Genomic DNA, 13052 nt, shown 5'->3' on the forward strand with positions numbered 1-13052 from the left:
TAAACAAATAGAATTTTTATTCATTTATACGTATAAAAAATGGCGTTCATATGATGTTAACGCTTCTTGTAATATGTCGGTTGCTTGATCCAGCTCTTGTTTCGTCACAATGAGCGGTGGCAATAAACGAATGACGTTCGATCCCGCTGCTAAGGCAAGCAACCCTTTTTCATGAATATGAGGCAAAATGTTTGCGACTGGTTCGCTACATACGATGCCGATCATTAACCCTAAACCACGCACATCTTGAACAAGATGAATGTCTTTTAATTGCTCGGTTAATTTCTTCTTGAAATATATTCCTTTTTCCTGCACTTCTTGTAAAAACGAAGGCTCAGTGACGATCTCAAGCGTTGCTTTCGCTGCTGCCATCGCTAAGGCGTTGCCTCCAAACGTCGAACCGTGCACACCCGCGCTAAACGTTGCAATGACATGTTTTTTTCCGATCATCGCTCCAACAGGAAATCCGCTTCCTAACCCTTTTGCAACGGTAATGACATCTGGTGAAATGTCAAATTGTTCGTAGGCAAACAACGTTCCTGTTCGACCGATGCCCGTTTGTACCTCGTCGACAATGAACAACGCACCATACGTTTGACAAAGCTGTTCTGCCGCCTGCAAAAATGATTTTTCTCCGACGACAACACCGCCCTCACCTTGCACAACTTCAACCATGACAGCTGCAACTGTTTCATCCATTTCTCTCTGAAGAGCATCTATATCGTTAAACGGAACATACACAAACGTCGGTAACAAAGGGCCGAATCCGTCGTGAATTTTCGCCTGCCCTGTCGCTGACATCGTCGCAAATGTGCGTCCGTGAAACGACTGTTCACACGTAATGATTTTCGACCGTCCTGTATGTTTACGTGCGAGCTTGATCGCCGCTTCGTTCGCCTCCGCCCCGCTATTGCAAAAAAACACCGCATCGCCAACGGAATGTTGAACAAGAAGGGAAGCGACTTGTTCTTGGATTGGGAGATGAAATAAATTAGATACGTGCCATACTTCGTTTAACTGTGCTTCTAACGCTTGTTGCACAGCAGGATGACGGTGACCAAGATTGCATACTGCAATACCGGCGACAAAATCGATATATTGTTTTCCATCCGTCGCGATCACTTTCGTTCCTTCCGCTTTTGCAACCGTAATCGGAAAACGTTGATAAGTAGGAAAAATCATACATACACCTCTTTCTTCATCATCGTTCCACGCCACGTTCCTTCTTTATAAAATGGAGCTTTTCCGCTTACAATCGCCACTTCTTGAACCGAGTGGAGCGCATGAAGGGCGGCTTTTACTTTGGGAATCATTCCACCTGAAATCGTTCCGTCGGCAATCATCGCTTCAATCATTTGGGCTGTTGCTTCTTTGACGACCTCTCCATTGTTTAAAATGCCATCGACATCTGTGACAAAAACGAGTTTATCAGCCGAAAGCGCCTGCGCGATAGCGGCTGCTGCTGTATCTGCGTTAATGTTATACGTTTGCCCACGTTCATCTACACCGATTGGCGCAATGACGGGCACGTATCCGTGACGCAACAACGTATGCATAATTTTCGCATGAACGTGCACCACTTCCCCAACATATCCAAGCGTATTTACATCAATTGGTTTCGCTTGCAACAAGCCATCATCCACACCTGATAACCCAACTGCGCGGATGCCGTTTGTTTGCAAAAGAGAAACAAGTGTTTGATTTATCTTTCCATTTAAAACCATTTCAACAACATCTAACACGTCTTTTGTCGTTTTCCGCAAGCCGTTGACAAATTCAGATGGAATGTTGAGCGCCTTCAACAACTGCCCAATGTCCGGTCCTCCGCCATGAACGATAACAACATCAAGCCCGCTTTCTCTTAGTTGCTTTACGCTCGTAAAAAACGATGGAGATAACTCATGAAGTACGCTGCCGCCACATTTAATGACAATCACAACCGTCCCCCCTACGTGCGATAGCTCGCATTAATTTTAATGTAGTCGTACGTTAAATCGCAGCCCCATGCAATACCTTCTCCTTCACCGAGATGTAAATCGACTGTAATGACGACAACATCTTCCATTAAAGCTGCTTTCGCTTCTTCCTCTGAAAACGGTATCGGTTGACTTTGCTTTAACATTTGAATGGAACCGATCCATACGTCAACACAATCTGGATTAATCGTTGCACCACTATGACCAATCGCACCGATAATTCTTCCCCAGTTGGCATCTGCCCCATACACCGCTGTTTTCACTAAATTCGAACCGACAATATGTTTAGCTGCCCATTTTGCTTCTTCATCTGTTTTTGCACCTTTCACACGCGCTTCAATTAATTTCGTTGCGCCTTCACCGTCACGCGCAATTTGTTTCGCTAAATGCTCACACGTTTGACGAAGCGCTTCATAAAAATTTTCCCAATCCGGATGTTGAGGAGAAAGCGGTTCATTGCCTGCTAATCCGCTCGCCATGACGATGACCATATCGTTCGTCGACGTTTCTCCATCAACAGTAATTTGGTTAAACGACACATTTGTAATCGAACGAAGCGCATCTTGTAACACGTCTGACGGAACGTTTGCATCCGTCGTAATAAAAGCAAGCATCGTCGCCATATTCGGATGAATCATCCCCGATCCTTTTGCCGCTCCTGCAACAGTCACCACTTGACCGTCTACGATCGTTTCATAGCACGTTTTTTTCATCACAAGATCGGTCGTTAAAATAGCTGTTTGAAAATCAACCGCATCCGTCCATTCCGTCGTCGGTTTCAGTTTTGGAATGCTCGCGCGAATTTTTTCCATCGGCAAACATTCACCGATCACCCCTGTCGATGCCACAGCGACAAGATGCTCACGGAGCCCGAACGTCTCTGCACACAATTTTCTCATTTCGTACGCATCTTTTAATCCTTGTTCGCCTGTACATGCGTTGGCATACGCGCTGTTGACGATGACAGCTTGCAGCTTGTTTTCAACAGCGATGCTTTGTTTCGTTACTTGCAATGGAGCGGCTTGAAACACGTTTTGCGTATATACTGCCGCACATGATGCGGGCACGTCACAAACGATCACCCCTAAATCTTTTTTCGTATAACGTAAGCCCGCATGCACACCTGCTGCTTGAAATCCTTTTGGTGTGACAATCGTTCCATCGGCTATATATTTTACTTTTTTTTCTTTCACTTTCACTTTTCTCCCCCCATTTACGGATACATCGGCATTGACGTCAATCCCGTTTGTTCATCAAATCCGCATATCACATTTGCATTTTGAATAGCCTGCCCCGCTGCCCCTTTCACTAAATTGTCGATCACGCTCACAATCGTGATGCGGTTTGTTCGCTCATCGTAAGCAAGCCCAATATCGCAATAGTTTGAGCCGTACACGTCTTTCGTACACGGGAAAGACCCTGCTTCTCGAACGCGCACGAACGGGCAATGTTTATATGTTTCTTTATATAACTCTATCATTCTATCAAGCGATACGATGCACGCCGCTTCCACATATATCGTCGCCATAATGCCGCGCGTCATCGGAATTAAATGCGTGCTAAACGTCATCGGTCCGATATGTTCGTTCCAATCACCTAACATTTGTTCAATTTCTGGGATATGCTGATGTGTATTGACTTTGTATATTTTTACATTTTCATTCGTCTCTGCAAAATGAACGCCAAGCGAAACGCCTCGTCCTGCGCCAGATACGCCTGATTTCGCATCAACGATGACGGAATGCGGCACAATCCATTTTTCAATGACAAGTGGCGCTAATCCGAGCAACGTTGCTGTCGGATAACATCCAGGATTGGCGATTAAATTCGCCTTCGCAATGTGTTCACGATTCCATTCCGTTAAACCGTATACTGCCTGTTTCAACACTTCTTCGCTCGGTGGCGTTTTTTTATACCACTTCGCATATACGCTTCCATCGCGCAAACGAAAGTCTCCAGATAAATCGACGACTTTATATCCTGCCGCAAGCAATTTTGGCGTCCATTCGCTCGATACGCCCGGCGGCGTCGCTAAAAAAACGAGCTCTCCTTCCACTTCGTCGATTCGGATATCGCGCAATACAAAACGTTCTTTCATATGCGGATATACATCATGTAGCGAAACACCACTTTGTGAAGATGAATGGACAGAAGCGACACGCATATACGGATGATGCTGTAATAAGCGAATGAGCTCAATTCCCCCATAGCCTGTCGCCCCAATAATGGAGACTTTCATCAAACCGTTCCCCACTTTCTGTATATTTTATAAATTTAGTTATCATTATAATACTGCATAAAAATAAAATCAAATGTATATTTAAATATTTTTCGTTTTTCCACTTCCTTTATTGACGCCATATATATTTTTCTTTTTAATGGAATTAGATAACAACAGAAGGTGGTTAGCGTATGACAATTCAACCGATCTCCTTATCCGAGCTTCTTTCCCTCCCTCACCATATCATCGACATACAAAAAGGAGAATATATTTTTCGCGAAGGGGAAACGACAAACGAGCTATATATTGTATGCAAAGGAAAAGTACAATTAAGCAAAACGACCGAGGAAGGACGCGAACTGTTGCTTCGCATTTGCGAACAAGGTGATGCGTTTGGGGAGATCGTTCCGTTCCAGTTGACGTGCACATGTACCGTCAGCGCAAAAACGATGGAAACAGGAACGTTAGCTGTGATTAACAAGCAGCAACTCGAAGAAAAATTGTTGATAGATCATGTGTTTGCGTTGCAATTTATGCAATGGATTCATTTACAATTACAGCGGATGCAAACGAAAATACGCGATTTAATTTTACACGGAAAAAAAGGGGCACTGTATTCCACACTTATTCGGTTAGCAAATAGCTATGGGGTCGAAACAGACGACGGCATTTTAATCGACTTCCCAATGACAAACCAAGAGCTTGCCAACTTTTGCGGCAGCGCCCGCGAAGTCGTCAGCCGCTTATTAAAAGAATTAAAAGAGCTTGAGATCATTTCCGTCGAGAAAGGGAAAATCACGATTCACGATGTGCAATTTTTAAAAGATGAAATTCGCTGTGAAGGCTGCCCCATTGATATATGTAACATGAAATAAACGGGTGTCCGAAAAAATGAAGACACCCGTTTTGCACGATATTAATAAACGATCATGATAACAAGCGCAAAATAAACAGCATTTACAATTTCATAAATACCCATGTTTTTGTGACGCTCATCACATATTTTTATAAATGTGTGACAAACCATTGAACCGTTTGTAAAAACGCCTCGCGCGTCACTTTATGCCCCGCATGTTCATCAACTAGCATTGTAAGCGGCTGATGAAACGGCTCGATTTGTTTATAAAAGGCGTATGTATACTCAAACGGAACGACGTCATCTTGTTTTCCGTGCCAAATGAAAAGCGGACGACCGTTTAATTTTTCTGGTTGTAGCGATAAATCGTATGCCGTTAATGTGTTGCGTAACGCGTCGAGTTGCTGTTTAGAGAGCGGCAACGTCATCCCTTTTCGCTCGGCAAATTGCAATTGCAAATCAAAAAACGTTTGATAGCACGGGCTTCCCATAAGCGAACCTGCTACGCGAATCCAGTCATATTGCGTCAACGCACCGAACGTCACAATGCCCCCCATCGATGTCCCAACGACGCCAATGCGCTTTGGATCAACAAGTTCTCGCGCCACAAGCTCATTTTTTATTTGTTCTAATTCGCGAATAGTCGTTAACACAATATCCCAAAACGACAAATGTAATTCATTGTCAGAAAGCGGATTTGGACGTTCCCCATGATACAACGCATCCGGCAAAACGACACGATATCCAGCTTCGGCAAGCAAATAGCCGAAATGAAGATTATGCTCTTTCGCGCTCGTAAATCCATGAATAAAAATGACAAGTGGGCGCATATGATGTTTATCATCTTCTTTCACTACATGCAAACACGGAACGTTTGCGATCGACTCACGAATAATGGATACCATGTTCTCATCTCCCAGTTTATGTTTTAACATTATCTTACCATATAGACAAATATTTTGGAAAAACGATACACTAATAACGAACGATTTTAACGAAAAGGGGAACGACGATGGAACAACATTTAATTGCGCTTGATTTAGACGGGACGTTATTAAGAGAGAATAAAACGATTTCTGATCGTACATACGATGTCATTCAACAAGCAAAACAAGCGGGTCATATTGTCGTCATTGCGACGGGACGACCGTATCGTGCCAGCAAAATGTATTATGAACAACTCGGCTTAACGACGCCGATCGTCAATTTTAACGGCGCATTCGTCCATCATCCGAAAGACGACAGTTGGGGGATGTACCATACGCCATTGCAGTTAGAAACGGTAAGAGAAATTGTTGAAGTAAGCCGAAAGTACAACGTACGCAACATTTTAGCCGAAGTGATGGACGATGTTTATTTTCACGAACATGACGAACAGTTGCTTGATTTATTTAATTTAGGGAACCCAAACGTATATATCGGAAACTTGCGTGACATTTTACGCAAAGAGCCGACAAGCATTTTAATTTTATCTGACGAACAAAACGTCGATCGTATTCGCACATATTTGTCAGAAGTGCACGCAAACGTCATTGACCACCGCAGTTGGACAGCCCCGTGGCACGTCATCGAAATCGTCCGTACGGGCATTCATAAAGCGGTTGGGCTTGAAAAAATCGCTTCTTTTTACGGCATTCCACGCGAGCGCGTCATCGCCTTTGGCGATGAAGATAACGATATCGAGATGTTAAAATGGGCAGGGGTAGGCGTTGCGATGGGCAACGCGATTGAACCGCTTAAAGCCGTCGCAGATGATATAACAAAAACAAATGAAGAAGACGGTGTCGCCGTTTATTTGCAATCATTATTAAAGTTATAAAAAATTCCCTCACGTATTGTAGCGTCATATGTGCAAACTATATGCGACGCCATATGCGTCACAAGCGGCAAATAAGGGGGAATGTCGTGTGGGTAAACGAAATAAATCAAAACGTTTCGTTCAACAAGGTGCCGATGCCGTGTATAAACATGATGAACGCATTCCGTATCATATGACGTATGAAGAAGCGGAACGACGCAAAGCAGAAAAAGCGGATCATGCAAATCTTGGGGGCTTTTAATATGGGGAATCCGTTATTTCAACAAGCGAAAAAAGCGGTTGCCAAAGCAAAAGAAGAGCGCACTGAACGTGCCATCGCTGTCGCCAAAAATACGCTCTCATCCGCTTTTGCGAACGCCAACGACGCCGAGCGAAGACAACTACACGATTTACAAGATGAACTCGATACGTTGTAAAAAGCTGCGCAGCGTGCGCAGCTTTTACTCTTTTCGGAAAAACCCGACGACTTCTGTCGTTTGCATGATGTTCGTGAACGCCTTCGGGTCGACTTCTTTAATAATGCGTTTTAAATCAAACAACTCATAACGTGTAATGACAATCATTAACATATCTTTATCCTCATTTAAAAATGCACCTTTTGCTGGAATGACAGTAATGCCTCGAATCATTTGCGATTTGATCGCTTGTTTCATCTCTTCCCCTTTTGTCGTAATAATAAGCGCGGTTAATTTTTGATGGCGCGTATGAATCGCATCAATGACGCGCGTTGTCACATATAACGTCACGAGCGTATATAACGCCTTCTCCCAACCGTACATATATCCAGCCGTTAAAATAATAATCGAGTTGAGCGCAAAAATGTACGTCCCAACAGATCGATCGTTTACGCGCGACAACACGAGTGCAATAATGTCTAATCCTCCTGTCGACGCCCCCCATTTTAACGTCCAACCCGTTCCGACAGCCGCAATGACCCCACCGAATACCGCATTTAATAAAATGTCTTCAGAAAGCGAACGAACGGGAATAAGTTCGAGAAATAGCGACATAAATACAACACTCAAAAAGCTATAAAACGTAAAGGACTTCCCTACTTTTTTCCATCCTAAAATAGCGACAGGAATGTTAAATAAAAAAAGCAACAAACCTGTCGAAATCGCATAAGGTGTGTAGTCGCCGACAACTTTAGAAATAAGCTGTGCAGCTCCAGCAAACCCACTCGTATATACGTTCGCTGGAATTAAAAATAAATTCATGCCGATGGCGTTTAATAATCCACCGATGATCACGACAAATAGTTTTTTTACGTCCACAGAACATCCTCCTACAAAGCACTAAGATTGTTTTTTTTCATCATAATCGCTACACTTAAAATAAGTACATACATAGGGGTGATGGAAATGAATATTAAAATTATAGCGGATAGCGGGTGCGATTTGCCACTTTCTTTTATACAAGAAAAACAAATTGCTTTTTTACCGTTAGCTGTACATATAAACGACCGCGACTACGACGACCAACTAACCGTTCAACCAAAGCAAGTGTACGATGCGATGCGCAATGGAGACGTGCCGAAAACGTCGCAGGCGAAACCGTCACAAATGGAAGAGCTATTTACGACATTCGCCAAAGAAAACATCCCTGCTATTTATATTGCCTTTTCCTCTGCTTTATCTGGTACGTATCAAACAGCTGCCATGATAAAAAACGATGTGCTTGAACAATACCCTCACGCAAAATTGACGGTCATCGACTCGAAATGCGCCTCACTCGGGCTTGGACTTGTCGTAAAAAAAGCGGTTGAACTAGCTGAAAGCGACATGTCGTATGAACATGTCGTGACAACCATTGAAACGTATTGTCGCCATATGGAACATATTTTTACGGTCGATGATTTGCAATATTTAGCACGTGGCGGGCGCGTCAGCAAAACAGCCGCGTTTGTCGGTGGAGTATTAAACATTAAACCTCTTCTTCACGTCGAGGACGGAAAATTAATTCCGATTGAAAAAGTACGCGGACGGAAAAAAGTACTGAAGCGCATGGTCGAACTCATGCAAGAACGCGGAGCAGACGTGCAAAACCAGCTCATCGGCATTAGTCACGGCGACGATGAACAAACGGCGCTCGAACTAAAAGCGATGATTGAAGAAACGTTCGGTTGTAAACAATTTTTCATTTCTGAAATTGGCGGCGCCATCGGAGCGCATGCTGGTCCAGGCACGATCGCCCTCTTTTTCTTGAATAAACAACTCGAGCAATGATTACACTACTTTTCAAAGGGGGCAAGAATATGACGAGCGATAACGACAAAAAAGCAAAAGACAATAATGCCAAACGACACGAAAAAAATATGGAGCGCGAAAAAAACCGTCAATCTGGCAAACGCGCCTACTCAAAAGAAACGAATCATTTGTAAAGAAAAAGATGCTCGCGCGGAGCATCTTTTTCTATTTCATTTGAAACTTTGCCATCGTCCGTTGTAAATCATCGGTAAGTTGACGCAACGTCGTCACTTTTTCGCTCATTTTTTTGAACGCTTCTAACTGCTCCACCATCGACGCGGCAATTTCTTCGCTGCCTGCTGCCGATTGTTCAACGACCGCACTAATGCTTTCAACGTTTTGCAAGACGTTTTTGCCAAGTTCTTTCGATTCATTCATGCCGATGACAAGCGCTTGAATATCAGTCGTAATATGGTGTACTTTGTTCTCAATGGCACTAAACGCCTCCGTCGTCGTTTCAATGGCTTTCGTTTGTGCTTCAGCAATATCTACCCCACGACGAACGGCTTCGGTGACGTTCGTTAACCCCGATTGAATGAGATGAACCATCTCAAAAATTTGGCTTGTCGCTTTCGATGATTCTTCCGCAAGTTTGCGCACTTCTTCAGCGACAACCGCAAACCCTTTTCCTGCTTCTCCTGCCCGCGCTGCTTCAATCGCCGCATTCAACGCCAATAAGTTCGTTTGCGTCGCAATGTCGGATACTGCTTTTGCCATATCTTCGATTTTTCTTGCATACGTCGCAAACTGTTCCGTCGATTGTTCAATGGAGGCAGTCGCTTGTGCATTTTCGTCAATAAACGCTTTTTGTTCCGCTAACGCCGCTTGACCGTGAACAATCGCTTCGACCGCTTCATCGCTATAACGAGCCGTTTGTTCGGTGCGCCCTACGTTTTCTTGTACAGTATGTTCCATTCGTTCAATGAGTTGTACCGCATGTTGTAAGTCTTCAGAAATGCTTTGCGCTCCAGCGGACAATTCGTTTGTTGATACAGCTACTTGATTATTAATTTCTGTTAACGTTTTTGTTTCCTCATCAATTTCTTTCGCAAACGTCTCCACTTGCTTGCTTACTGTATCAACCGATTGAAGCAAGCTATTCAGCTGATCAGCCATCGTTGCAAATGCCTCATTTAAATCAGCAAGCTCGTCTCTCCCGCTATACTTCACAGTCTCAATGCGCAAATCGCCGCTTGCAATTCGTTTCGCATTTTCAGCGATTTTTCTTAGCGGCACCGTAATTTTTTGTGTTAGTCTAAATCCGCTAAATCCTGCAAACAATAACACCACTGCAATCGCAACAATTGAAATCGTAATGACGCCTGAAATTTGTTTTTGTAACGTTTGTTGCATGTACGTATAATATTCGCTCACATATGCGTTGACGACATATATGTCGTTCAATACCCCTTCTGCTCGCATCGATTGGCGGCGAATTTCTGCTACGTTCCGCGCATCAAGTGCCGCTTTCGATTCTTTTGCTAGCACGTCAAATTTTTTATTCGCTTGTTCAAGTGCAGCACGAATGTACGATTGAGTCAGTCCTTTATTTAATACGCGAAGCAACTTTTCTGATTCTTCAAGATGAATGAATACTTCTTGTTTATTTCCTTCTGTTGGACTATACGCATAGTTGCTTAAACTTTGTTTCGTTGCTTTCAGCTCTGCTTGCAAATGTTGCGCCTTCATCATAAGCGGCACGAAATCTTGGTTGGACGATTGAATCGAAAGCATATTTATAATAATAAACACAATAATAGCGCCGGCAATGACTGGCGTTGCTAATGAATGAAATAATAATCGTTGTTTAATCGACATCGTATCCCTCCTTTATTGCGTGATGCCGTTTGTCGCTTTTTCTTTCCATTTTTCAAGCGTCGCCTGTTGCTCTGGACTGAGCGTCACGACACGAATCGGTGCTAAATCGACGCCGTTTTCTTTTAACCCAAGTTCGACCGTTCCTTTTGGCACTTCTTTCTTTTCAACATACTGTTTAATGACCGTATATAAAGCAACATCTACATTTTTTAACATCGATGTGACCACCGCTTTTTCCGCATAAAAATATTGGTCGCTATCGACACCGATCGCGTACTTTTTGTTCATCTCCGCCTCGCGTAGCACCCCGACACCTGTAAACCCAGCCGCCGCATACAACACATCTGCGCCGTTGGCAATCATTTGTTTGGCAATTTGTGCTCCAAGCTTGTCATCACCGAAATTGCCGGCATACACTTCTTGCACGTTTGCTTCTGGCTTCACCGCTTTTACCCCTTGAATAAAGCCGTTCGCAAACTTCCGAATCAATGGCACATCCGCTCCACCAACGAAGCCGACGTTGTTTGTTTTCGTCAGCATGGCTGCGACAACACCTGCTAAAAAGCTCCCTTCATCTTCTTTAAACGTAATGGACGTAATGTTTGGGAGGTCAGATACCGCGTCAATTAATATAAATTGCTGTTTCGGATATTTTTTGGCGACTTTTTCTAAATCTTGTTGCACCATAAAACCGAGTCCGATGACGAGATCGTTTCCTGCTTCAACGAGTTCTGTTAACCCTTTTTCATACGTTCCTGTTTCTTTTAACTCACGGTAGTCAAAAAAGATGCCGAGCTCATCTCTCGCTTTCATTAACCCTTGAAATGCCGAGTCGCTAAACGATTGATCGCCAAGTCCAACGTCTGATAACATAATTCCCACTTTTATTCGCTCTTTCGGCTGAAAGGAGCTCGTTTGTGAACACCCAGCGGCAAGCAACAAAACAAATGCCATCATGAGTGAAATCATTTTTTTCATAAAATTCCCTCATCTCCTTATCTTTCGATCAAATCTCACTTCATTTATTATATCGACAACATTCGACAGTTTGTTTACTTTTTATATATAAAGATTTTGTAAAGTTGTTCATATGTCAACAATCGACTATAATGGAAACACAACGAATTTATATTGAGGTGATGTATATGTCAAAAGAAAGTTCATTTGATATTGTGTCGAAAGTCGATTTGTCAGAAGTAACAAACGCCGTCAACATCGCGTTAAAAGAAATTCAAAACCGCTATGATTTTAAAGGAAGCAAAAGCGACATTTCACTTGAAAAAGATGAACTCATTTTAATTTCTGACGATGAATTTAAGCTCGAGCAACTCAAAGACGTGCTCATCGGCAAGCTCATTAAGCGCGGTGTGCCAACGAAAAACATTCAATACGGAAAAATTGAACCCGCCTCTGGCGGAACGGTGCGCCAACGTGCCAAACTCGTTCAAGGCATCGACAAAGACAATGCGAAAAAAATTAACACAATCATTAAAAATACAGGTTTAAAAGTAAAAAGTCAAATTCAAGAAGACCAAATTCGCGTCAGCGGCAAAAGTAAAGACGATCTACAAAAAGTGATTGCCGCCATTCGCGAAGCAGACTTGCCAATCGACGTCCAATTCGTCAACTATCGTTAAGAAGGCGCACAGCCTTCTTTTTTAAAAAGATAAATAAGTTAGAAATTTCAGATATATAAAACTGTCTAGCTCCAAGCGCCATCGGCTCGAATCGCTCCACCCCTTCTTTCGGCGGCAACACATTGAGTTTGCGTCCTTGAAATATCCCACGCAAGCCAAAGCTTTGATTTGGATGAGCCTCCTCGGTGGGGCTTGTGCGCTCTTCGTGGAGCCAAGGATGGCGACATTTCGCCGTTGCCCGCAGGATGCGGGCTGCCTTTAGGCGAAATTGGGGCGCTTTGCGCTTTTCCGATTAAAAATAGTTGAATATTTCTAAAAAATCAGTTACATTTATGAGTAACTTCATATAACATCTTATCGAGAGAAGGGGAGGGACTGGCCCGATGAACCTTCAGCAACCTGACGATCGTCAAGGTGCTAAGTCCAGACAAGCGATTCGCTTGGAAGATAAGAAGGAGCGCACAACGTCTTCTTCTTAT

The 13052-nt window shown here is 43.3% G+C and carries 16 protein-coding genes and 1 riboswitch; of the genes, 7 read left to right on the forward strand and 9 right to left on the reverse strand.

Annotated features, from left to right (window positions below; translation table 11 throughout):
* Positions 1–24: 24 nt before the first annotated feature.
* The 4 genes from argD to argC are packed head-to-tail and all read right to left on the reverse strand — an operon-like array spanning position 25 to position 4215.
* Complete coding sequence (gene argD, locus HNQ84_RS01995) at positions 25–1182, reverse strand: acetylornithine transaminase (RefSeq protein WP_435620964.1); 1158 nt, start codon at positions 1180–1182, stop codon at positions 25–27.
* Entirely contained in the window at positions 1179–1937 is a 759-nt protein-coding gene (gene argB, locus HNQ84_RS02000; protein WP_435620965.1) for an acetylglutamate kinase, read from the reverse strand. Before argB ends, argD begins: the two co-directional genes overlap by 4 nt.
* Positions 1938–1948: 11 nt before the next feature.
* The gene (gene argJ, locus HNQ84_RS02005; RefSeq protein ID WP_435620966.1) at positions 1949–3175 is read right to left on the reverse strand and encodes a bifunctional ornithine acetyltransferase/N-acetylglutamate synthase; all 1227 of its coding nucleotides are present in this window, start codon (positions 3173–3175) and stop codon (positions 1949–1951) included.
* Positions 3176–3189: 14 nt separating this feature from the next.
* Positions 3190–4215 (reverse strand): N-acetyl-gamma-glutamyl-phosphate reductase, encoded by a 1026-nt coding sequence (gene argC / locus HNQ84_RS02010; protein ID WP_435620967.1) that lies wholly within the window; start codon positions 4213–4215, stop codon positions 3190–3192.
* 173 nt (positions 4216–4388) lie between these two features.
* On the opposite strand from argC, the gene HNQ84_RS02015 reads away from it, so the two are divergent.
* Complete coding sequence (locus HNQ84_RS02015; protein ID WP_435620968.1) at positions 4389–5072, forward strand: Crp/Fnr family transcriptional regulator; 684 nt, start codon at positions 4389–4391, stop codon at positions 5070–5072.
* A 130-nt stretch (positions 5073–5202) separates the two neighbouring features.
* Here HNQ84_RS02015 and HNQ84_RS02020 read toward each other — a convergent pair whose 3' ends face one another.
* Positions 5203–5958, reverse strand: coding sequence for an alpha/beta fold hydrolase (locus HNQ84_RS02020; protein ID WP_435620969.1), 756 nt, complete (start codon positions 5956–5958; stop codon positions 5203–5205).
* A 107-nt stretch (positions 5959–6065) separates the two neighbouring features.
* Here HNQ84_RS02020 and HNQ84_RS02025 point away from each other — a divergent pair, with 107 nt between their 5' ends.
* The 3 genes from HNQ84_RS02025 (at position 6066) to HNQ84_RS02035 (ending at position 7288) form a co-directional block, all read left to right on the forward strand.
* Positions 6066–6872, forward strand: coding sequence for a Cof-type HAD-IIB family hydrolase (locus HNQ84_RS02025; RefSeq protein ID WP_435620970.1), 807 nt, complete (start codon positions 6066–6068; stop codon positions 6870–6872).
* Positions 6873–6960: 88 nt separating this feature from the next.
* Positions 6961–7113 (forward strand): hypothetical protein, encoded by a 153-nt coding sequence (locus HNQ84_RS02030; RefSeq protein ID WP_167338088.1) that lies wholly within the window; start codon positions 6961–6963, stop codon positions 7111–7113.
* A gap of 1 nt (position 7114) precedes the next feature.
* On the forward strand, positions 7115–7288 hold the full coding sequence (locus tag HNQ84_RS02035) for a DUF3813 domain-containing protein (protein ID WP_183240475.1): 174 nt from the start codon (positions 7115–7117) through the stop codon (positions 7286–7288).
* Between the two features lie 24 nt (positions 7289–7312).
* On the opposite strand, the gene HNQ84_RS02040 is transcribed toward HNQ84_RS02035, so the two are convergent.
* Positions 7313–8146, reverse strand: a complete 834-nt coding sequence (locus HNQ84_RS02040; protein ID WP_183240477.1) for a YitT family protein — start codon at positions 8144–8146, stop codon at positions 7313–7315.
* A gap of 87 nt (positions 8147–8233) precedes the next feature.
* Here HNQ84_RS02040 and HNQ84_RS02045 point away from each other — a divergent pair, with 87 nt between their 5' ends.
* Both HNQ84_RS02045 and HNQ84_RS02050 read left to right on the forward strand, forming a co-directional pair.
* Positions 8234–9097: a DegV family protein gene (locus HNQ84_RS02045; protein WP_435620971.1), complete on the forward strand. Its 864-nt coding sequence runs from the start codon at positions 8234–8236 to the stop codon at positions 9095–9097.
* Positions 9098–9126: 29 nt separating this feature from the next.
* The gene (locus HNQ84_RS02050; protein ID WP_435620972.1) at positions 9127–9252 is read left to right on the forward strand and encodes a DUF3941 domain-containing protein; all 126 of its coding nucleotides are present in this window, start codon (positions 9127–9129) and stop codon (positions 9250–9252) included.
* A gap of 31 nt (positions 9253–9283) precedes the next feature.
* On the opposite strand, the gene HNQ84_RS02055 is transcribed toward HNQ84_RS02050, so the two are convergent.
* Both HNQ84_RS02055 and HNQ84_RS02060 read right to left on the reverse strand, forming a co-directional pair.
* Positions 9284–10936: a methyl-accepting chemotaxis protein gene (locus HNQ84_RS02055; RefSeq protein ID WP_435620973.1), complete on the reverse strand. Its 1653-nt coding sequence runs from the start codon at positions 10934–10936 to the stop codon at positions 9284–9286.
* Positions 10937–10948: 12 nt separating this feature from the next.
* A complete protein-coding gene (locus tag HNQ84_RS02060) occupies positions 10949–11914 on the reverse strand; it encodes a BMP family lipoprotein (protein ID WP_435620974.1) in 966 nt (321 codons plus the stop codon).
* Between the two features lie 167 nt (positions 11915–12081).
* On the opposite strand from HNQ84_RS02060, the gene HNQ84_RS02065 reads away from it, so the two are divergent.
* Positions 12082–12573, forward strand: coding sequence for a YajQ family cyclic di-GMP-binding protein (locus HNQ84_RS02065; RefSeq protein WP_004891900.1), 492 nt, complete (start codon positions 12082–12084; stop codon positions 12571–12573).
* Here HNQ84_RS02065 and HNQ84_RS02070 read toward each other — a convergent pair.
* Complete coding sequence (locus HNQ84_RS02070) at positions 12560–12727, reverse strand: hypothetical protein (protein WP_435620975.1); 168 nt, start codon at positions 12725–12727, stop codon at positions 12560–12562. The two genes, HNQ84_RS02065 and HNQ84_RS02070, sit on opposite strands and share 14 nt — an antisense overlap.
* Before the next feature lie 197 nt (positions 12728–12924).
* Positions 12925–13027: riboswitch (SAM riboswitch) on the forward strand.
* Positions 13028–13052 lie beyond the last annotated feature (25 nt).

Source organism: Anoxybacillus eryuanensis (assembly GCF_051200995.1).
In the GTDB taxonomy this organism is placed as follows: Bacteria; Bacillota; Bacilli; order Bacillales; family Anoxybacillaceae; genus Anoxybacillus; species Anoxybacillus tengchongensis.